This is a genomic window from Rhodanobacter geophilus, assembly GCF_040812275.1.
Lineage (GTDB): Bacteria > Pseudomonadota > Gammaproteobacteria > Xanthomonadales > Rhodanobacteraceae > Rhodanobacter_A > Rhodanobacter_A geophilus.
In genome coordinates, this window is record NZ_JBFOHL010000013.1 from 13,868 (window position 1) to 34,926 (window position 21,059).

Consider the following 21,059-nt stretch of genomic DNA (forward strand, 5'->3'; position numbering starts at 1 on the left):
CTCGCGCTGGTGAGTGCGGGCATCATGCCACGGGTGCACGGCCATGGAGCGCGCCGGATGGCCCGATTGCTCAGGCGGCGTGGCGCTTCAGGTGCACCAGCAGCAGCGAGATCGCGGCGGGGGTGACGCCGCTGATGCGCGCGGCCTGGCCGATGGTGGCCGGCTGCGCGCGCTTGAGCTTGAGCAGCACCTCGGCGGACAGGCCGCGCACGGTGTCGTAGTCGAAGCTGGCGGGGATCGCGGTCTGCTCATGGCGGCGCTGGCGGGCGACCTCCTCGCGCTGGCGTTCCAGGTAGCCGGCGTACTTGGCCTGCACCTCGACCTGGGTCGCCACCTCGTCGTGCTCCACGGCGGGGCCGAGTCCGGCGACGCTGGCGAGTTTCGCGTAGTCCAGTTCCGGCCGCCGCAACAGGTCCAGCGCATTCGTTTCGCGGCTCAGCGCGATGCCGAGCTGGCGTTCGATCGCTGCACCCAGCACATTCGTCGGCGCAGCCCACAGCGCGCCCAGGCGTTGGGTCTCGCGTTCCACCGCCTCGCGCTTGGTACGCAGCGCGTCGTAGCGCTCCTGCGGCACCACCCCCAGCGCATGGCCGTGCCCGGTGAGGCGCAGGTCGGCGTTGTCCTCGCGCAGGTGCAGCCGGTATTCGGCGCGCGAGGTGAACATGCGGTAGGGCTCGATCGTGCCGTTGCTGGTGAGGTCGTCGATCAGCACGCCGACGTAGGCCTCGTCGCGGCGCGGATACCACGGCGCCTTGCCTTGCGCGCCGAGTGCCGCATTGAGGCCCGCAATCAATCCCTGCGCACCGGCCTCCTCGTAGCCGGTGGTGCCGTTGATCTGGCCGGCGAAGTACAGGCCGGGAATCGCCTTGGTCTCCAGCCACGGATTGAGGCCGCGCGGATCGAAGTAGTCGTACTCGATCGCATAGCCGGGGCGGGTGATGTGCGCGTGCTCGAAGCCCTTGATCGACTGCACCAGTGCCAGCTGCACGTCGAACGGCAGCGAGGTGGAGATGCCGTTCGGGTAGATCTCGAACGTGTCCAGCCCTTCGGGCTCGATGAAGATCTGGTGCGAGGCCTTCCCGGCGAAGCGCACCACCTTGTCCTCGATCGACGGGCAGTAGCGCGGACCCACGCCCTCGATCTGGCCGGTGTACAGCGGCGAGCGGTCGAGCGCGCCGCGGATCAGCTCGTGGGTGCGCTCGGTGGTGTGGGTGATCCAGCAGCTGACCTGGCGGGGATGTTCGTCGCGCGAGCCGAGGTAGGAGAACACCGGCGCCGGATCGTCGCCGCGCTGTTCCTCCAGCCCGCTGAAGTCGATGCTGCGCCGGTCGATGCGTGGCGGGGTGCCGGTCTTCAGCCGGTCCGCCGCCAGCGGCAGTTCGCGCAACCGCGCCGCCAGCGTGCCGGCCGGCGGGTCGCCGGCGCGGCCACCGGCGTACTGGGCGGGGCCGATGTGGATCTTGCCGGCGAGGAAGGTGCCCGCCGTGAGCACAATCGACCTTGCGCGGAAGGAAACGCCCATTTGCGTCACCACGCCCACGGCACGGCCGTTCTCCACGATCAGGTCGTCCACCGCCTGCTGGAACAGGTCGAGATTGACCTGGTTTTCCACAATGTGACGTATCGCGGCACGGTACAGGGCGCGGTCGGCCTGGCAGCGGGTGGCGCGCACGGCCGGGCCCTTGGAGGCATTGAGCGTGCGCCATTGGATGCCGGCCAGGTCCGCCGCATGCGCCATCGCGCCGCCCAGCGCGTCGATCTCCTTCACCAGGTGGCCCTTGCCGATGCCGCCGATCGCCGGGTTGCAGCTCATCGCGCCCACGGTTTCGATGCTGTGGGTGAGCAGCAGGGTGCGCGCGCCGGTGCGCGCGGCCGCCAGCGCGGCCTCGGTGCCGGCGTGGCCGCCGCCGATCACGATCACGTCGTAGGGAGTGGGGTGGAGCATCGTCTAGAACTGGCTGAAAACCGAAGGGGGGCCATGGTACTGCGCCAGCCTGGGCGGGATGCTTGGCATGCAAACTGCTTTACCCATGTCGCACTTTCATGGGCAGCGGCTGTGCGGGAACGCACGCCGGGATCGGGAGGACAGGGGCCTGATCGCGTGCCGTGAGAGGAAGCAGGACGGCGCCCCTCGGGGCGCCGTCGTTTTTTGAGCAGTGCGGCCATGATGGCCGCCCATTTGATTCCCGCAGTCACGGATGATCGCAAGGATGGCCCGCCCAAAGCACGAGACCCCGCACGAATGCGGGGTCTCGTCGTTCAGATCTGGCGCCCGGCGGTCTCAGGAACAGGGGGAATCCAGGATGACCGTATTGCCGGGCGCCAGAAACCGTGAAACTCGTGGGTGCTTGGCAGGTGTTTGCTGCCAGACCGTGGGTCGATATTCACCGCAGGCACGTGAACATGCGGTGACTGAAATGGAACTTTCTGCCGAGACATGGCAGGTGCTGACGTCCCGCGTCAGTCTCCGTTCGCAGCCCAGGCGCGCAGTGTGATGAAGATCACATTCTGGCACGGCCGATGCATTACCTCCGGCAACAGAGAAAACCGGGAGGAAACGTCATGGGCATCAACATCGACTTCGAGAAATTCTTTCCGCACCACGACCTGCTGATCGAGATCGGCCGGATCGAGATGGCGATGGAAACCCTGCAGGAGCGCGCCGAGAACGAGCGTGCGATGCTGCAGCCGCGGCTGGAGTCGCGCATCGTGCGGCTGCGCACGGCGCTGAAGAGCCTGCCGGCATGAGGCGGTATCACGGGGACGTGTGACGCGTGGCCTTGCGAAAGGCCATTGCAGCGGCGGCGCAAAGCCGCCGCTTTCGTTTCAGGCTCTGAGTTTCAGGCCTTGAGCATGTTGCCCAGGATCTCGGCGAGATTGCGCGAGAGCCCGTCGTGGGCAGACAAGGTGGCAAGTACGGCATGGGCCGCCTCGCGGCGCCGCGGTTCCAGCCGTTGCCAACCGTTGAACGCGGTGGCCAGCCGGGCGGCGATCTGCGGGTTCAGCGCATCCAGCGCCAGCAGGCGCTCGGCGTACAGCCGGTAGCCCGCACCATCCGCGCGATGGAAGCCGGTGGGATTGCCGCTGGCAAACGTGCCCAGCAGGGCGCGGGCGCGGTTCGGGTTCTTCAGGGTGAAGGCAGGGTCTGCCTCCAGCGCCTGCACGCGGGCCAGCGCGCCTTCGCCTGGCAACTGCGCCTGCAGGGCGAACCACTTGTCCAGCGCCAGCGGGTCGTTCGCGTAGCGGGCGCGATAGTGCGCCAGCGACTCGGTGCCGCGCACGCCATCGTGGCGCGCCAGCACGGCGAGTGCGCCGAGGCGGTCGGTCATGCCGGGTGCATCGCGGTATTGCGTGGCGGCGTGGTCGCAGGCGCTGGCCGGGTCGAGCAGCGCCAGCAGGTGCAGCACGCGCTGCTTCAGGCGGCGGCTGGCCTGGCTGGCGGCATCGAGCGCCGCCGTGGATTGCGCGGCCAGCGCGCGGTAGCGCGCGTCGAGCTTGCCGCCACCGATGCGCGCGGCGAGGCGGCGCTGCAGTTGCTGGCGCAACGCGTGGATGCGCGCCGGGTCGACCACGGACTCGCGTTCGGCCAGCTCGATCTCGCCCGGTGGGGTGAGCAGGTCGGCGAGCAGGGCCGCATCGAGCTGCGCATCGTCGAACAGGGCGGCCAATGCGTCGCACCAGGCCGCGACGGCTTGCGGGTCCGCATCATCGCGCAACGCGTCGCAGGCGCGCAGGGCCAGCTGCTGGCCGGCCTCCCAGCGGTTGAAGCCGTCGGGATCGTGGCCCAGCAGCAGCGCGAGTTCGGCCGGCGTGTAGTCGCATTCCAGGATCACCGGTGCCGAGAAGCCGCGCAGCAGCGAGGGCACCGGGCGCTCGGCCACGTCGCGGAACACGAAATGCTGCTCGGCTTCGGTGAGCACCACCACGGCTTCGGTGGCGGCCGTCTGGCCGTCCAGATGCAGCGGCAGCATGCGACCGTCGGCACCGAACAGCGCCAGCTTCACCGGGATCGGCAAGGCTTGCTTGTGCGGCTGCCCGGCGCCGGGCGGCGTGTACTGCGCCAAGGTGAGCGCGTATTCGCGGCGCGCAGCGTCGTATTCGCCATGTGCCTTGAGTCGTGGCGTGCCGGCCTGGCCATACCAGGCGAGGTAGGGCGTGAGGTCGATGCCGTTCGCCTCGCCCAGCGCGGCGAGGAAATCCTCGATGGTGGCGGCGCGGCCGTCGTTGCGGCTGAAGTACAGGTCGGTGCCGCGGCGGAAGCCCTCCGCGCCCAGCCGGCCGGCCAGCATGCGCACCAGCTCGGCGCCCTTCTCGTACACGGTGGCGGTGTAGAAGTTGTTGATCTCGCGGTACTCGGCGGGGCGTACCGGATGCGCCAGCGGGCCGGCGTCCTCGGGGAACTGGGCGCGGCGCAGCAGCGCGACGTCCTCGATGCGCTTCAGCGGCGCCGAGTTCATGTCGGCCGAGAAACTCTGCTCGCGGAACACGGTGAAGCCTTCCTTCAGGCTCAGCTGGAACCAGTCGCGGCAGGTGACGCGGTTGCCGCTCCAGTTGTGGAAGTACTCGTGCGCGACCACCGCTTCCACGCGACGGTATTCGTCGTCGGTGCTGGAGTCGGGGTCGGCCAGCAGGCACTTCGTGTTGAAGATGTTGAGGCCCTTGTTCTCCATCGCGCCCATGTTGAAGTCGTGGGTGGCGACGACATGGAACACGTCGAGGTCATAGTTGCGGCCGTAGGCCTGCTCGTCCCAGCGCATCGAGCGTTCCAGCGCGTCCATCGCGTAGTGGCAGCTGGCGATGGCGTCGGCCTCGGCCCAGATCTTCAGCTGCACGTCGCGGCCGTCCGCGGTGCGGTAGTCGCGCTCGATCTTTTCCAGCCGCCCGGCGACCAGCGCGAACAGGTAGCTGGGCCTGGGGTGCGGGTCGGCGAAGCGCGCCCAGTGGCGGCCGCCGGGCAGTTCGCCCGCGCCGTCCGGATTGCCGCCGGCCAGCAGCACCGGGAAGCGCGCGCGGTCGGCGCGCAGGGTCACGGTGTAGCTGGACTGCACGTCGGGGCGATCCGGGAAATACGTGATGTGGCGGAAGCCCTGCGCCTCGCACTGGGTGAGCAGGAAGCCCGTCTCGCGCGGGCCGGAAAGGTACAGGCCTTCCAGCGCGGTGTTCGCGGCGGGCAGCACGCGCACGCGCGTCTCCAGCACGCTGCCGTCGCGGGCGCCGTCCACCTCCAGCCCACCCTCGATGGTGCGGTACGCCGTGGCCGGCAGCGGCTGGCCGTCCAGCGCGATCGCCAGCAGTTCGAGGTTTTCGCCGTCGAGACGCAACGGCGCGTGCTGCGCGGGGTCGCGGCGCAGCAGCAGCTTCGCGGTCACCTCGGTGGCGTCGATGCCCAGCTCGAAGTCCAGTTCCACGCGCTCCACCCGCCAGGCCGGCGCCCGGTAGTCGGCGAGACGGATCGGCAGGCTGGCGGCGTCGGGACGTGCATTCATGCGGGCGGGACATCGGAGGTGGGGACGGATCAGGCTAACATGTGGAGTCTTTCCCCCGCCTTCAACCGGAGCTTGCGATGACGCGTTTCCACGCCGCCGAGGCCATGCTGGGCACGCAACCCGTGGTGCAGCTGGAGGATCGCGCGGGCGGCCGCCGCGTGCGCATCGCACGGCTCGGCGCCGCGCTGCTGAACTTCGAGGCGGAGGAGGGCGGTGCCTGGCACGACTACGCCGACGGCTACCGCAGCGATGCCGAAATCGCCGCCCACTCCGGCTCACGCTTCGCGATCATGGTGCCGTTCGGCGGCCGCATCGCCGACGCGCGCTACACCTTTGACGGCCAGGCGCAGGATCTGCAGCCCGGCGTGACCGGCGATGCGCGCGCCAGCCGGCACGGCTTCGTGCGCGGCACCACGTTCGACGTCGCCGCGCTCGCCGCGGACGAGCAACAGGCGCGGGTGACGCTGACCACCACGGCGATCCGTCCGCAACCGGGCTACCCGCACGCGATCGATCTCGCGGTGACGTTCACGCTGGGCGCTGCCGGCCTTGCGCTGGACGTGACGATGCGCAACGTGGGCGACAGCGCGGCGCCGTGCTTCTTCGGCTGGCACCCGTACTTCCGGCTGGCCGACGCCATGGTGGACGGCTGGGAGCTGGCGATTCCCGCCGAGACCCTGGTCCGCACCGGCGCCGACCTGATCGCGTTGCCGGGCGCGGCCGCCTACGTGGCGCTGGACGACGCGCCCGCGCTGGATTTCCGCGAGCCGCGCGTGATCGGCGACCACATCATCGACCAGGGTTACACCGACCTGCAGCCCGACGCCGACGGCCGCATCCGCACGCACCTGCGCGACCCGGCCAGCGGGCGCGCGCTGGTGGTGTGGCAGGAACATGGCCTGATGCATGCCTTCACCTCCGACACGATCAGCCGCGACCGGCGTCGCGCGGTCGCGCTGGAGCCGATGGAGTGCATGGCGAACGCGTTCAACCGGCCCGAATGCGCCGGCCTGATCCGGCTGTTGCCGGGCGCGGAACGGCGCTACCGCTGCGGCGTGGAGATCGTCACGCCATGAGCGCACTGCCGGATATCGACGCCGTCCGCGATGCCGCCGCGCGCATCGCGCCATACGCCACGGTCACGCCGGTGCTGCGCAACGCGACACTGGACGCGCTGGCCGGCGCCGAGCTGCATTTCAAGTGCGAGAACCTGCAGCACGGCGGCGCGTTCAAGTTCCGCGGCGCGTGCAACGCGGTGTGGTCACTGACGGACGAAGAAGCCGCGCGCGGCGTCGTCACGCATTCCTCCGGCAACCACGGCAACGCATTGGCGCTGGCCGCCGCCACCCGCGGCATCGCCGCGCATGTGGTGGTGCCCGAAGGCGCGGTGCAGGCCAAGCTCGACGCGATCGCGCGTGCCGGCGGCACGCTGCATCGCTGTGCGCCCAGCCAGGCGGCGCGCGAGGCGATGTGCGCCGAGGTGCAGGCGCGCACCGGCGCCGCACTGGTGCATCCCTATGCCGATGCGCGGGTGATGGCCGGGCAGGGCACGATCGCGCTGGAACTGCTGCGGCAGGTACCGGCGCTGGATGCGCTGATCACCCCCGTTGGCGGCGGAGGCCTGGCCGCCGGCGTGGCGATCGCCGCGCATGCACTACGGCCGGAACTCGCCCTGTTCGGCGCCGAACCGGCTGGCGCGGACGATGCGGCGCGCTCGCTGGCCGCGGGTACGCGCGTCACCAGCGTGGCGCCGGACACCCTGTGCGATGGTTTGCGCGCACTGGTGGGCGAACCGAATCTCGCCGCGCTGCGCGCGCAGCGCGTCGAGGTCATCACGGTGAGCGACGCGGAAGCCATCGCCGCGATGCGCCTGCTGTGGAGCGAGCTGAAGCAGGTGGTGGAAGTCTCCAGCGCCACCGTGCTGGCCGCGATCCTCGGGCAGCCGGGGCGTTTCGCCGGCAGGCGCGTGGGCGTGGTGCTCACCGGCGGCAACGTCGATCTCGACGCGCTGCCGTGGTTCGCCTGACTCAGGCTGCCGCGGATTCCTCGACGGCAGCGGAGTCCGTCGCCATGGCGGCCGGCGGTGTGGCGGCGCCCGGCAGGTGGTGCGCCAGCGCGTGCAGGTCGAGCTGATCGACCGGTACCGGGCGCAGGGTCACCGGATCGAACGCCACCTCGCCCGGCCTCCAGCCGTCCAGCCGGAACACCGTGCACAGGAAGCGCTTCGTCGAAGCCCAGTGCAGGCCGAGCAGGCCGTGGTTGTTGTCCGCGTCCACCACCGGATCGCCCACGCCGGTGGGGCGCGGCGGCTCGCCGTACAGCGCGGTGCCGAACAGCACGTCCCAGATCGACAGCACCTGGCCGAAGTTGCAGTTGTGCAGCTTCGGCCGCTCCGGATCCACCAGCATGTGGTGCAGGCGATGGAACTTCGGGTCGACGAACACGCGCTCGAACAGCCGGCCGAAACCCACGCGCGTGTTGGTGTGCGAGAAGTTCTGCACCAGCTCGCCCAGCAGCATCAGCCAGGCGAACTCGTCCGGGTCCACGCCCATCGCCAGGCCCACCACGGCGAGGATCATCGACTGGATGAAGCCGTCGATCAGGTTGCCGCGGTCGTTGGTCCAGCAGCTCATCTGCCGCGTGCTGTGGTGCATGCTGTGCAGCGCCCACCACCACGGCAGCGCGTGCTGGGTGCGGTGCATCCAGTAGTACGTGAAATCGTAGGCCACGTAGTACACGCCGAACAGCACGTAGGGGTGGCCGTTGAACCACGGCGCCCAGTGCGTGATCGCCAGCGGCGAGCCGGTGCCGGAGGTGGCCACGTCGGCGCCGCCGAGCAGATGGCTGAACGGCATCAGGATCAGGTAGGTGAACAGCGGGAAGATGCCCATCAGCATCATCACCGTGTAGTTGCGGTCCACCAGGGTGAGCTTGCGGTCGCTCCACTTCTCCGCGGGGAAGAAGGTTTCCAGCGGCCGGAAGAGGAAGCCGATGATGCCGATCTGCAGCGCCGCGATCAGCAGCGAGGCGGCGATGTCGCGCGGGTCGCCGGACAGCTTGCCCAGGTGCAGCAGGTCGAGCGCGGGCGCCACGGCATGGCTGCTCAGCCAGTCGACGAGGTGGGACCACAGTTGGAGCAGGGAAGGCATCGGCATATCGGCGAGGGACGACGCGTGAATGATATCGCCGCGGCCGCGTCGTCGCGCTGAACACCGTCGCGCGAATTTGCGGGGCGCTCAGCGCCGCAGGCGCACCCCGCTCACCGCGCACAGGCCCAGCAGCACGAAGGCGATGCCCACCCACTCCATCGTGCGCGGCCGCTCGTCGAGGATCAGCCAGGCCAGCAGCACGCCGACGATGGGCACGGCGAGGCTGCTCACGCTGGCCAGCGTGGTGGGCAGCCGGCGCAGCACGATCGACCACAGCCACCATGCCAGGCTGGAAGCCATCAGCACGCTGTAGGCCAGTCCCGTCACGAAGGCGCCGCTCCATTCGATGCTCCGCTGCGGCACCGCCAGCGCCACGATGCCAAGCGCCGCGCCGCCGGCCAGCATCTGCCACGCGGTGAGGCCGAGCGCGGAGACCGCACGCTGCCGGAACAGCCGCTTGCTCAGCACCGTGCCCGCGGCCCAGGCCGCGCCGCCGGCGATCGCCAGCCCGGTGCTGGTCGCGTTGCCCAGCCCGCGCCATGGCTCGATGATGCAGACGAGGCCCAACGCCGCCAGCAGCAGCCCCAGCCAGTGCCGTCCGCTGGGCTGCTCGCGCAGGATCAGCCAGGCCAGCAGCACCGCCCAGAACGGCATGGTGTAGGCCAGCAATGCCACGTGGCCCGCGCCGCCGCCCACCAGCGCCCACTGCTCCAGTCCCTGGAACGCCGCGGTCTGGCACAGGCCGATCAGGATCGTGGGCACGAGCGGCGGCGGCTGCAGCGATTGCCGCGCCAGCAGCATCGCGGCGAACAGCACCGCCGCGCCCAGCAGGTAGCGCAGCGCCGCGAAATCGAACGGCCCGGCATAGGCCAGCACCTGCTTCATCACCACCCAGCTGTAGGCCCACAGGCCGATCGTGGCGAGCAGCGCCAGCGCGGCGCCGCGTTGGGCAGGGGAGGAAGGCATGGGCGGCAGGCGTGTGGAAAGGCGCGAGTGTAGCGGCAGCTTGCGGACAGCGGCCGGGAAGGGTTCACTACCTCTCCCCGCGCCGAGCGCGCCAGCCGGGACCACCGCATGCACCGTTGCCACTGGGCCAGCGCCGACGACGCGCTGATGTGCGCCTACCACGACGCCGAGTGGGGCGTCCCGCTGCACGACGACAACGCACTGTTCGAATTCCTGTGCCTGGAAGGCGCGCAGGCGGGCCTGTCCTGGCGCACCGTGCTCGCCAAGCGCGACAACTACCGCAAGGCCTTCCACGGCTTCGACATCGCCCGCGTGGCGGCGATGAAGGACCGCGAGCTGGAGAAGCTGCTGCTCGATCCCGGCATCATCCGCAACCGGCTCAAGGTGACGGCGGCGCGCGACAACGCCATCGCCGCGCAAAAAGTGATCGCCGAATCCGGCAGTCTCGATGCGTACCTGTGGTCCTTCGTGGACGGCAAGCCGCTGCGCAACCGCTGGAAGGACAAGGGCGAGGTGCCCGCCAGCACGCCGCTGTCCGACCGCATGAGCAAGGAACTGAAGAAGCGCGGCTTCCGCTTCGTCGGCACCACCATCTGCTACTCGCTGATGCAGGCCACCGGCATGATCAACGATCACCTGGCCAGCTGCTTCCGGCACCGGGAGTGCGCTGCCCTGGCTTGAGGCGATGTGTCGAAGCTTGGCGCGTGCAGGCTGAATCCGGTCAGGGATGCGCCCCACAAGGGCGAGCAGGCGCTTCACCGCTTCGTGGGCACGGTTCGTCGCAGGCTGCTGGCGCTACGACCGTGGCGCCGTGTGCAATGGGTTCGCCCTACCACTGCACACGGAGTCCCCATGAAGAAGAGCGGATGGTTCGCCTTGCCACTGCTGGCCGTCTTCGCCGTCGCGGCCCAGGCCGCCACCCCGGCCGTGCCGGACGCCCAGGCGCAGATCGAACAGGTGGTCGCGAAGTTCCAGACGGCGCTGCTTGCCAAGGACAAGGCGGGCCTGGAAAGCCTGTTCATGCCCGCGGGCGGCGCCTGGTTCGAGGTGCTGGGCGACGACGCCTACCGCCAGCTCAGCGCGAAGCATCCGGGGGTGCCGCGCTTCCACGGCGACAGCCACCAGCGCTTCATCGATTTCGTCACCGGCGGCAAGGGCCGCATGGAGGAGAAGTTCGCCAACGTGCGCATCGAGACCGACGGCGCGATCGCCACGGTGTATTTCGACTTCGTGTTCCTCGCCGACGGCCAGCCCAACAACCGCGGTCACGAGGCCTGGCAGCTGGTGAACACCGGCGCGGGCTGGAAGATCAGCGCGATGGTGTATTCCAGCGACCCGACACAGCTGCGCTAGAGTGACGCGGCGGCAGGCCGGGTGCCTGCCGCCGATGCCGGAAACCCTTGCGCATGAGTCTTGCAGTGCCCGCCGCCCGCCGCGGCGCCGATGTTCCGTTCTGGCTGCCGCTGCTGGCGGGCCTGCCGCTGGTGCTGTGCATGGCGGTGATGGCGCTGCCCGAGCTGGGTCGCGGCCGTGCGCTGGATTTCCGCGTGCTGTACGCGGCGACCTATCTGCTGTGGATCGTGCCGATGGCGGCGGCGCAGCGCGGGCTGCGGCGGCACGGCGTGTCATGGTGGGTGGCGATTCCGGTGCTGCTGGCGCTGAGTTACGCGATGTCGCTGGCCAACAATGCGCTGGGCGAGCTGCTGGCGATCCGGCTCGGCGCGCTGCCGCGCTTCCAGTGGAAGTTCCTGTTCCAGCAGTTGGACAGTTGCTGGCTGGCGCTGATCGCCTTCGCCGCCGTGCATGCGGTGGTGGACCATTACGCGGCGCTGCAGGCCGAACGCAAGCGCGTGCGCGGGATCGCCGCGCAGGCGCGCGACGCCGAACTGCGCGCGCTGCGCTACCAGTTGCAGCCGCATTTCCTGTTCAACACGCTCAACGCGATCTCCGCCCTGGTGGCCGAATACCGCAATCCGGAAGCGAACCGCATGCTGGCGCGGCTCGGCGACCTGCTGCGCGCCACGCTGGACAGCGGCGAGGCGCACGAGGTGACGCTGGCCGAGGAGCTGGCACTGGCCGGGCATTACCTCGACATCGAGAAGGTGCGCCTGGGCGAGCGGTTGCTGCTGGACGTGCGCATCGGCCCCGACGTGCTGCAGCTGGCCGTGCCGCCCCTGCTGCTGCAGCCGTTGCTGGAGAACGCGATCCGCCATGGCATTGCGCCACGGATCGCACCCGGTCGCGTGGCGCTGGGGGTGGCGCGCGACGGCGAGACGTTGCGGCTGTCGCTGCGCAACGACGGCGTGCCCGTGGCGCCCGATGCGACGGGCGCGGGGACAGGCCCCGCCGCGATCGGCCTGCGCAACGTGCGCGAACGGCTGGCGCGCCTCTACGGCGAGGCGCAGCGCTTCGACTTCGCGCTGGCCGACGATGGCGGCTGCACGATCGACATCGCGCTGCCCTGCCGCGTCCTCGCGGCGCCCGTGGCGGAGCCGGCATGACCCTGCGCGTGCTGGTGGTGGACGACGAGCCGCTGGCGCGCGGCGGCGTGCGCGCGCGGCTGGCGATGCAGCCGGACGTGCAGGTGATCGGCGAATGCGCCGATGGCGACGCGGCGCTGGAAGCGATGCGCACGCAGCGCCCCGACCTGGTGTTCATCGACGTGCAGATGCCCGGGCTCAACGGCCTGGATGCGCTGGAACGCCTGCCGCCACCGGAGCGACCTCTGGCGATCCTGCTCACCGCGCACGCGCAGTTCGCGCTGCGCGCCTTTGCGGTGCACGCGCTCGACTACCTGCTCAAGCCGGTCGACGAGGATCGCTTCGCCGATGCGCTAGACCGCGCGCGGCAGGTACTGGCGCTGCGCCGGCGCGAACCGGTCGCGGTTCCTGCGGCATCGGCCTGGGCCAGCCGTTTCGAGGTGCGGCTGGGTCAGCGCGTGAAGCTGGTGGACGCGGCGCAGATCGACTGGATCGAGGCGCAGGGCGACTATGCCGGCCTGCACGCGGGCGGCCGCCTGCACCTGCTGCGCGAACCGTTGCAGCGGCTCGCTGCACGGCTGGACCCGGCGCAGTTCGCGCGCATCCATCGCTCGGCCATCGTGCGGCTGGACCGGGTGGCCGAACTGCAGGCGCTGTCCAACCGCGACAGCCTGCTGCGCCTGCACGACGGCACGCCGCTGCGTGCCAGCCGCACCTACGTGGACGCGCTGCGCGCGGCCTTGCTGGCGGTGGGCGCTTCGATCTGAGCGGTCGCCGGGGCGAAGCCGCCACGGGGGAGTACACGATGGGCGCCATGGGCGGCGCGGAAGCAGAGGGGGCGTGCGACCACGGCGCATGGGGCCGGCGGGATGCGGGCGTAAGGTCTTGCACTTCGCGACACGGTAGGATGCGGCGATGGGTGGCGCGTCGCCGCCCGTGCCATGCATCGGGTCGCGGATGAAGGGAAAGGCCACATCGTTCGACATTGCCCATCTCGCCGGGGTTTCGCAGTCCACGGTGTCGCGCGCCTTGCGCGGCAGTCCGCTGGTCAGCGAGGAGACCCGGCGGCGCATCCAGTCGGCCGCCGACACGCTGAACTACAAGGTGGACAAGAACGCCTCCAACCTGCGCCGCCAGCACACCGGCACGCTGGCGCTGCTGCTGTTCGAGGATCCCACCGCCGACGACTCGCACATCAACCCGTTCTTCCTGTCCATGCTGGGCTCGATCACCCGCGCCAGCGCGCAGCAGGGCTACGACCTGCTGATCTCGTTCCAGCAGTTCTCGCGCGACTGGCACGCCGACTTCGCCGGTTGCCAGAAGGCCGACGGGCTGATCCTGCTCGGCTACGGCGACTACCAGTCGCACCGCGACAAGCTGGAGAAGCTGGTGGCGCAGGGCACCCGCTTCGTGCGCTGGGGCGCGGTGCTGCCCGGCCAGCCTGGCGTATCGATCGGCTGCGACAACTTCGAGGGTGGCCGTACGGCCACCGCGCACCTGATCGGGCAGGGCTGCCGGCGCGTTGCCTTCCTGGGCGACGCCACGCCGCACTATCCGGAATTCCACGAGCGCTACCGCGGTTATGCCGACGCGCTGCGTGCGGCTGGCCTGGAGGTGGACGAGGCGCTGCAGGCGGACGCCGAGACCACGGAGCGTGCCGGCTACGAGGCGGCCGAACTGCTGCTGGAGCGCGGCGTGTCGTTCGACGCCGTGTTCGCCGCCAGCGACCTGATCGCGATCGGCGCCTTGCGCGCCCTGGCCGAGCGCGGCCTCGCGGTGCCCGGCGACGTGGCGCTGGCCGGCTTCGACGACATTCCGATGGCCAGCTTCGTCAACCCCGCGCTCACCACGGTGCGCCAGGACACCGGCAAGGCCGGCGAGGTGCTGGTCGAGCAACTGCTGCGGCTGATCCGCGGCGACGGCGCCGAAAGCGCGATGCTGCCGGCCGAGTTGAAGGTGCGGCGTTCGAGCCTGCGCCGGTAGCGCAGTCGCGGCGCAAGATCGTGCGGTCTCTGCCTTCGCATTTTCGCATTGCGGGGCATCCGCGGCTGGCATAACCTGCCCGGGCCGTCCACGCAATCGCGCGACAGGATCGCGTATCCCATGGGGCGCAACCAGTTCGAACAGGGGTCCATGCACGTCTTCGAGCGCATCACCGATGCGTGCGTGGCGCTGGACCGCAACTGGCGTTTCACCTACCTCAATGCGCAGGCCGGCGAACTGCTCGGCCGCCGCGCGGGGGAACTGGTCGGCCGGCACATCTGGACGGAATTCCCCAAGGACGCGGACTCGCCGTTCCGGCGGGCCTGTGAGCAGGCGATGGCCGAACAGCAGCCCCGGACCATCGAGGCCTGGTACCCGCCGCACGAGCGCTGGTTCGAGAACCACATCTATCCGTCGGCCGACGGCCTGACGGTCTATTTCCAGGACATCACCGGGCGCAAGCGGACCGAGCAGCAATTGCAGCAACAGCAGCGCCTGCTGGACCAGGCCCAGCAACTGGCCCGCGTCGGCAGCTGGAGCTGGGAGATCGCCGCCAACCGGGTCAGCTGGTCGGCCGAGCTGTACCGCATCTACGGTGTCGATCCGGCAAGCCATGCAGCCACCTTCGAGGCCTACCTGGAACGCGTGCATCCGGACGATCGCGAACGCGTGCGCCGCGTCGTCGAATGCGCGCTGCAGGATGGTGGCACGTTCGAGTTCGAGGAACGCATCCTGTGGCCGGACGGCGACGAGCGCGTGCTGCACAGTCGGGGTGTGGTGGAAGCCGACGCGGACGGCCGCGCCGTGCGCATGCTGGGGGCCTGCCAGGACATCACGGCGCGCAAGCGCGAGGAGCAGATGGCCGCCGGCCAGCATGAGATCCTGCTCGGCATCGCCGCGCAGCCGCCGCTGGTGGAAAGCCTGCAGCGCATCGCCCGCCTGCACGAGTCGCTGAACCCCGGCGCACTGTGTTCGCTGCAGCTGCTCGATGCCGATGGCCGGCGCGTGCTGCACGGCGCCGCGCCCAGCCTGCCCGAGGACTACAACCAGGGCATCGACCGGCTGGAGATCGGCGCGGCGCACGGCTCCTGCGGCACGGCGGCGTGGTGCGGCGAGCGGGTGGTGGTGGACGACATCGCCACCCACCCGTACTGGGTGAACTACCGCGAGCTGGCGCTGGCGCACGGGCTGCGGGCCTGCTGGTCGACGCCGGTGCCCGGCAACCACGGCGAGGTACTGGGCACGTTCGCGGTGTATTACCGCGAGCCGCGCGCACCGCGACCGGAGGAACTGGCGAACATCGACCGCATGCTGCCGATCGCCGGCATCGCGATCGAGAGCGACCGGCTGGTCGGGCGCCTGCGCGAGCGCAACCGTTTCTTCGAGATGTCGCAGGAGATCTTCTGCATCCTCGATCCGCGCAGCGAACGCCTGGTCCAGTTCAATCCCTCGCTGCCGCGCCTCGCCGGTTATGCCGCCGACGAGTTGAAGTCGCGCAGCTACCGGGAATTCCTGCGGCCGGAGTACGACGCCGCGGCGCCGGATCCGATCCTCGGGCCGGTCGGGGCGGACCGGCACGTCCAGGAGTTCGTCAATCGCTGCGTGGCGAAGGACGGCAGCGAGCATCTGCTGGAATGGACCGCGTTCGCCACGCCGGATGGCCTGATCTACGCCGTGGCGCGCGACGTCACCGCGCGCCGCCAGGCCGAGCGGGAACTGGCGCATGCCGCCAGCCACGATGCGATCACCAGCCTGCCACGCCGGCCGCTGCTGGAACACGCGCTCGCGGCGATCCTGCAGCAGCACCCCGCCACGCCGGCCTGGGTGGTGATGGTCGGTCTCGACCGTTTCCAGGTGGTCAACGAATCGGTGGGCCACGTGATCGGCGACGACGTGCTGCGGCGCGTGGCCGGCCGCCTGCGCGCGGCACTGGACGCGCAATGGCAGATCGCCCGCATCGCCGGCGACAAGTTCGCGGTGGCGGCGGGAGGCCTGGGGCGGGAGGCGGCGCTGGAGCTGGCCGAGCGCCTGCGGGGCGTGGTGGCGCGGCCGATCGAGGGGCAGGACTACCGTCTGCTGCTCACCGCCAGCGTGGGCATCAGCCATTCGCCCGAACACGGCGACACGCCGCCGACCCTGCTGCGCAGCGCCGAGGCGGCGATGATGCAGGCCAAGCGCGACGGTCGCGACCGCGTCGGCGAGTTCAGCGTCGCGCAGAAACAGGCATTGGAAGAACGCGTGCTGCTGGGCAGCCGCCTGCGCGACGCGCTGCGCCACGACGAGCTGGAGCTCTATTACCAGCCGCAGTACAGCGCGCTCGACCACGCGCTGACCGGCTTCGAGGCGCTGCTGCGCTGGAACTGCGGCGAGCTGGGCCGGATCCTGCCGGCCCGCTTCATCCCGGTCGCCGAGGCGCTGGGCCTGATGCCCGAGATCGGCGGCTGGGTGTTCGCGCAGGCGGCGCGGCAACTGCGCGCATGGCTGGATCGCGGCCATCGCGGCTTCACGCTGGCGGTGAACGTCTCGGCGCAACAGCTGCAGCATCCGCACCTGGTCGAGCAGGTGGCCGAGGCGCTGCAGCGCCATGCCGTGCCGCCGGCGATGCTGGACATCGAGATGACCGAGAGCGCGCTGATGGAGAACGTGGCGCGGGTCCGCCGCACGCTGACCGGCCTGAAGGAGCTTGGCGTGCGGCTGTCGCTGGACGATTTCGGCACCGGCTATTCCAGCCTCGCCTACCTGAAGCAGTTCCCGATCGACAAGCTGAAGATCGACCAGAGCTTCGTGCGCGACCTGCCCGACGATGCCGACGACGGTGCGATTGCGCAGACCATCATCGAGCTGGCCCACCAGCTGCGCATGCTGGTCGCCGCCGAAGGCGTGGAAACCCAGGCCCAGGCCGCCTTCCTTGCGGGCCTGGGCTGCGACGAGCTGCAGGGCAACGGCCTGGGCGCGGCGAGGCCGGTGGTCGATGCGGAGCGCTACTTCGCCGCGGCGCGGGGTGCGTCCTCGGCGTGACCGCCGGGATTCGTCTCAGCGGCTTCCGTCGCCGTCGTCCCGGCGCAGGAACAGCGGCAGCATCTTTGCCCACGAAGCCTGCTGGTGCCGGGCGCCGGGAAGCAGGTGGACGGCGGCGTCGGCCGTGGTGGCAAGCGCGTGCAGCGGCCAGCAGGCCAGCAGCAGCGCGAGCAGGCTGCCGCGGCGCGGCGGGCGCCTCATGCCGTGGCGTCGGCGGCCGCGGCGACCGCGCGCGGTTCCTGCACGCGCAGCGTGCACAGCCCCGCCAGCAGCAGACTGGCGCCGCCCAGCGCCAGCGCCCAGACCGGCTGGTCGTGGAAGAACCATTTCAGCAGCACGCCCAGCACGCTGGCCGCCATCAGCTGCGGGATCACGATGAAGAAATTGAAGATGCCCATGTAGATGCCCATCTTCGCCGCGGGCAGGTTGTCCGACAGCATCGCGTAGGGCAGCGAGAGGATCGAGGCCCAGGCGAAGCCCACGCCGACCATGGAGGCGACCAGCCAGTGCGGGTCGCGGATGAACAGGAACGACAGCAGGCCCAGCCCGCCCAGCCACAGGTTGATCAGGTGGCTCCAGCGCAGGCCGCAGGCGCGCACCAGCAGCGGGATCAGGATCGCGGCCAGCACGCCCACACCGTTGTAGGTGCCCATCAGTACGCCGGCCCAGTTCGCGCCCTCGTTGTAGGCGACCGAGGTGGTGTCGGTGCTGCCGTAGAAGTGGCCGGCGACGGCGGGCGTGGTGTTGATCCACATCGCGAACATCGCGAACCAGGAGAAGAACTGCACCCAGTTCAACCGGCGCATCGCCCGCGGCATGCCGTACAGGTCGCCCATGATCTGGCGCAGCACGCCTTGCCGGCGCGTGGTGTGCGCCAGCCAGGTGAACAGCACGCCGGCACCGGCCAGGCCGCCGGCCAGCAGATAAAGCTCCTCGCGCAGCGCGTAATGCCGGATCAGCGCCAGCAGCACGACGCCCAGCAGCAGGAACAGCGCGCCGGGCTTCCACGCGCCGGCCACGTCCGCCGGCTCTTCCGCCACGTGGCCGTCGGCGAACGACTCCAGCTGCTCCGGCGGGTACTCGCGCGTGCTGAGGATGGTCCACAGCATCGCGCCCAGCAGCACCGCCGCGCCGGCGTAGAAGGAATACATCACCGAATGCGGCACCGTGCCGGCCGGCGCGGTGTTGGCCACGCCGCAGCGGGTGAGCAGCCAGGGCAGGAACGAGGCCACCACGGCGCCCACGCCGATGAACACGCTCTGCATCGCGTAGCCCAGCGGGCGCTGGCGCGGCGGCAGCTGGTCGCCCACGAAGGCGCGGAACGGCTCCATCGACACGTTGAACGAGGCATCCATGATCCACAGCAGGCCCGCCGCGATCCACAGCGCGGGCGAGTTCGGCATCGCCAGCAGGGCCAGCGTGGCCAGCACGGCGCCGGCGAAGAAGTACGGCCGGCGGCGGCCGAAGCGGTTCCAGGTGCGGTCGGAGCAGTAGCCGATCAGCGGCTGCACGATCAGCCCGGTGAACGGCGCGGCGATCCACAGCACCGGGATCTGGTCCACGTTCGCGCCCAGCGTCTGGAAGATGCGGCTGACGTTGGCGTTCTGCAGCGCGAAACCGAACTGGATGCCGAGGAAGCCGAAGCACATGTTCCAGATCTGCCAGAACGACAGCTCGGGCTTGCGCGTCATGGAGCGCTCTCCGCGGCCGGTAACGGCACGATGCGCAGTGCGCCGACGTCCGCCTCGTTCAAGGGGCCGCTGCTGCCGCCCGTGCCGCCGGTGTAGTGCGCGTTGTGCGCGAGGAAACTCATGTTGAAGCCCTGTTCCAGCGCGAAGCGGCAATGCGCGCCCGCGCTGGCGCTGAACTGCGCGGTGGTGGAAAGCTGCTCGCCCGTGCTGTGCGGCATCACCACCGGCACGGTCTGCACCGGGCTGCCCTCGCAGCGGATCGCCAGCTGCTTCACCGCGGCGGTGACGCCGGTGTTGATCGGGCCGTGGTCGTTGCGGTAGCTGAGCGCCACCTGGTAGCGGCCGTCGGCGGGCGCGGTCCAGGCCCGCGGCCACGCGCCTTCGATGCTGCTGACCGGGCCCTCGCATTGCGGCGGGCTCTGCAGCGATTCGAGATCGTCGGCGCCCGCCTGCGTGACGCTGAAGCATTGCAGCGCGTCGGCGGCGGGCACCGCGAGCGTGCCGGCTATCGCGCCCACGCGCCGCCCGTTGAGGTAGAGCGTGCCCGGCGCGCTGCTGCGCACCTGCCAGTTCGCGCCGTCGCGCGTCACCTCCGGCGCGGCGGGCGCCACGGGCGCGAACGGCGGCACCTTGCTGTGCAGCGGCAGCTCGGGCACCTTGACCGCCTTCAGCAGCACCACGCTGTCATTGCCGTGCTGCTCGATGCGGTCGGCCACCAGCAGGTTGCCGTCCAGCTTCTGCGGACGCTGCAGGGTGATGTGGCGGCCCGGCAGCTGCAGGCTGATCGCGTCCTTGCTGCCGAACAGCATCGGCACCAGCGAGACGGGCAGCTTGGGTTCGACGCGGTCATCGTCGGTGAGGCCGAACACGCCTTCGCTCACCATCGCCAGGTAGCCGGCCACCGACCACAGCTGGCGCGGCGAATCCACCACCGGGCCGCTGAGCTTGCCGTCGTCCACGTGGGTGGACTCGGTGGTGAGCTCGTAGTTCTCCATGTTGGAGCCGGCCAGCGCGGCGCCGCGCATCACCGAGGTGATCTCGAACGCGATGTGCGCGGGATCGTCCAGCGTGCGCGCGGCGCGCAGCGCGTAGGCGCTCACGAACGGCCAGATCGCCCGGTTGTGGTAGATCGGCTGGTCGACGCGCTCGGGCCAGACCACCGGGCTACCGGCGGGCCACACCGGGTAGTTCGCCAGCGCCTGCCGCGCGTGCCCGGCGTCGGCCACGCCGCTGGTGATCGCGAGCGCGATGCCGAGCAGGTCATAGCTGTCGTAGGGCGTGCCGTCGCCGCCGAGGTAGCTCATGTACATGCCGCGGTCGGCGCGCCAGAAGCGCGCGTTGATCGCCGCCTTCAGGGCATCGGCCTGCGCCTGGTACTCCGCCACGCGCGCATCGTGGCGTTCGCCGGCCATGCGCGCGGCGAGCTGCAGCGCCTGGTAGTGCAGCACGTTGGTGGACAGCGCGTAGGACTGCGCGATCGGCACCATGTCGTTCGCCATCCACGCGGGATAGCTCTGCTCGCGCCAGTCGAGGAAGGACGTCTCGCCGCGGTACAGGCCCATGCCGGCATCGAAGGCGTAGCGGCGGTCCTGCGCCAGGGTGGCGGTGAGCGCCTGCCAGCTGGTGTCGGCGAAGGCGGGGTCGCCCAGCAGGTGGCGCGCGCCGAGGAACCACGCCACGCGGTCGGTGCTGACCGGCCAGCTGCCGCCCGAGCCGGTGTCCTGCATCGCGAACGGGCCTCTGGGCGCCTCGGGCACGCGGCTGTCGGAGAGCTTGAAGCGCAGGCCGTTGCGCGAGCGCGCGGCATCGAAACGCCACAGGCCCAGGTCCACCGCGTAGGACAGGTCGCGCGTCCACACGTAGTGCCACTTCGCGCCGGTCTCGAAGCAGGTGCAGGGGATGGGCTGGCCGTGGTCGAAGGCGTCGTCGCGGATCGAGCCGACCGAATCCTGGCGCAGGTCGTCCTGTGCCATCGCGTACAGGCCGTCGAACAGGGGGCTGGCGGTCTGCACGGCATACGGCGACGCGGGGATCGCGCGCCTGTCGTGTGCGGCCTGCAGCAGGAAGCCGCCGCCCGGCTGCACCGTCATGCTGGCGTTCTGGCCGCGCCAGTGCAGGCTGTCGTGCCACAGCGGGCCATGCGCGGCGGCGGTCAGCGCGAGCATCAGGCTGCCGAAGATGCTCATGCGGCGGCCCTCCGCCAAAGGTGGCGCGAGGTGGCGTGCGAGACGGTCTTGCTCATGTCGATTTTCCCTTGATCCGGCCGGCGGGCAGCGGCCTCATGCG

Annotated in this window: 16 protein-coding genes; 9 read left to right on the plus strand and 7 right to left on the minus strand. The window is 70.4% G+C overall.

The genetic code is table 11. From position 1 onward, the window contains the following. Window positions 1–70 precede the first annotated feature (70 nt). Complete coding sequence (mnmG, locus tag ABQJ56_RS14025) at window positions 71–1,945, minus strand: tRNA uridine-5-carboxymethylaminomethyl(34) synthesis enzyme MnmG (RefSeq protein ID WP_367845635.1); 1,875 nt, start codon at window positions 1,943–1,945, stop codon at window positions 71–73. 617 nt (window positions 1,946–2,562) lie between these two features. On the opposite strand from mnmG, the gene ABQJ56_RS14030 reads away from it, so the two are divergent. Then, entirely contained in the window at window positions 2,563–2,748 is a 186-nt protein-coding gene (locus tag ABQJ56_RS14030) for a hypothetical protein (RefSeq protein WP_367845636.1), read from the plus strand. 92 nt (window positions 2,749–2,840) lie between these two features. Here the strand turns inward: ABQJ56_RS14030 and pepN are convergent, their stop codons facing one another. Beyond that, window positions 2,841–5,486, minus strand: a complete 2,646-nt coding sequence (gene pepN, locus ABQJ56_RS14035; protein ID WP_367845637.1) for an aminopeptidase N — start codon at window positions 5,484–5,486, stop codon at window positions 2,841–2,843. 77 nt (window positions 5,487–5,563) lie between these two features. Here pepN and ABQJ56_RS14040 point away from each other — a divergent pair, with 77 nt between their 5' ends. Beyond that, window positions 5,564–6,562, plus strand: a complete 999-nt coding sequence (locus tag ABQJ56_RS14040) for an aldose 1-epimerase (protein WP_367845638.1) — start codon at window positions 5,564–5,566, stop codon at window positions 6,560–6,562. After that, window positions 6,559–7,512, plus strand: a complete 954-nt coding sequence (locus ABQJ56_RS14045; protein ID WP_367845639.1) for a pyridoxal-phosphate dependent enzyme — start codon at window positions 6,559–6,561, stop codon at window positions 7,510–7,512. Before ABQJ56_RS14040 ends, ABQJ56_RS14045 begins: the two co-directional genes overlap by 4 nt. A 1-nt stretch (window position 7,513) precedes the next feature. On the opposite strand, the gene ABQJ56_RS14050 is transcribed toward ABQJ56_RS14045, so the two are convergent. After that, the gene (locus ABQJ56_RS14050; protein ID WP_367845640.1) at window positions 7,514–8,635 is read right to left on the minus strand and encodes a sterol desaturase family protein; all 1,122 of its coding nucleotides are present in this window, start codon (window positions 8,633–8,635) and stop codon (window positions 7,514–7,516) included. Window positions 8,636–8,722: 87 nt separating this feature from the next. Further along, window positions 8,723–9,601, minus strand: a complete 879-nt coding sequence (locus ABQJ56_RS14055; protein WP_367845641.1) for a DMT family transporter — start codon at window positions 9,599–9,601, stop codon at window positions 8,723–8,725. A gap of 108 nt (window positions 9,602–9,709) precedes the next feature. Here ABQJ56_RS14055 and ABQJ56_RS14060 point away from each other — a divergent pair, with 108 nt between their 5' ends. From ABQJ56_RS14060 to ABQJ56_RS14085, 6 genes are all read left to right on the plus strand, one after another. Continuing rightward, window positions 9,710–10,282: a DNA-3-methyladenine glycosylase I gene (locus tag ABQJ56_RS14060; protein ID WP_367845642.1), complete on the plus strand. Its 573-nt coding sequence runs from the start codon at window positions 9,710–9,712 to the stop codon at window positions 10,280–10,282. Between the two features lie 171 nt (window positions 10,283–10,453). Continuing rightward, the gene (locus ABQJ56_RS14065; RefSeq protein ID WP_367845643.1) at window positions 10,454–10,954 is read left to right on the plus strand and encodes a nuclear transport factor 2 family protein; all 501 of its coding nucleotides are present in this window, start codon (window positions 10,454–10,456) and stop codon (window positions 10,952–10,954) included. Between the two features lie 53 nt (window positions 10,955–11,007). Then, the gene (locus ABQJ56_RS14070; protein WP_367845644.1) at window positions 11,008–12,102 is read left to right on the plus strand and encodes a sensor histidine kinase; all 1,095 of its coding nucleotides are present in this window, start codon (window positions 11,008–11,010) and stop codon (window positions 12,100–12,102) included. Further along, a complete protein-coding gene (locus ABQJ56_RS14075) occupies window positions 12,099–12,848 on the plus strand; it encodes a LytR/AlgR family response regulator transcription factor (RefSeq protein ID WP_367845645.1) in 750 nt (249 codons plus the stop codon). The genes ABQJ56_RS14070 and ABQJ56_RS14075 overlap by 4 nt, the downstream gene beginning before the upstream one ends. Before the next feature lie 190 nt (window positions 12,849–13,038). Continuing rightward, entirely contained in the window at window positions 13,039–14,064 is a 1,026-nt protein-coding gene (locus tag ABQJ56_RS14080; protein ID WP_367845646.1) for a LacI family DNA-binding transcriptional regulator, read from the plus strand. Between the two features lie 120 nt (window positions 14,065–14,184). Next, window positions 14,185–17,082, plus strand: coding sequence for a sensor domain-containing protein (locus ABQJ56_RS14085; RefSeq protein WP_367845647.1), 2,898 nt, complete (start codon window positions 14,185–14,187; stop codon window positions 17,080–17,082). A gap of 15 nt (window positions 17,083–17,097) precedes the next feature. Here the strand turns inward: ABQJ56_RS14085 and ABQJ56_RS14090 are convergent, their stop codons facing one another. Genes ABQJ56_RS14090 through ABQJ56_RS14100 form a run of 3 tightly spaced genes read right to left on the minus strand, consistent with a single transcriptional unit; the run spans window position 17,098 to window position 20,959 of the window. After that, entirely contained in the window at window positions 17,098–17,283 is a 186-nt protein-coding gene (locus ABQJ56_RS14090; RefSeq protein WP_367845648.1) for a hypothetical protein, read from the minus strand. Then, window positions 17,280–18,773, minus strand: a complete 1,494-nt coding sequence (locus ABQJ56_RS14095; protein WP_367845649.1) for an MFS transporter — start codon at window positions 18,771–18,773, stop codon at window positions 17,280–17,282. Before ABQJ56_RS14095 ends, ABQJ56_RS14090 begins: the two co-directional genes overlap by 4 nt. Next, window positions 18,770–20,959, minus strand: a complete 2,190-nt coding sequence (locus ABQJ56_RS14100) for an alpha-L-rhamnosidase-related protein (RefSeq protein ID WP_367845650.1) — start codon at window positions 20,957–20,959, stop codon at window positions 18,770–18,772. Before ABQJ56_RS14100 ends, ABQJ56_RS14095 begins: the two co-directional genes overlap by 4 nt. Between the last annotated feature and the right edge of the window lie 100 nt (window positions 20,960–21,059).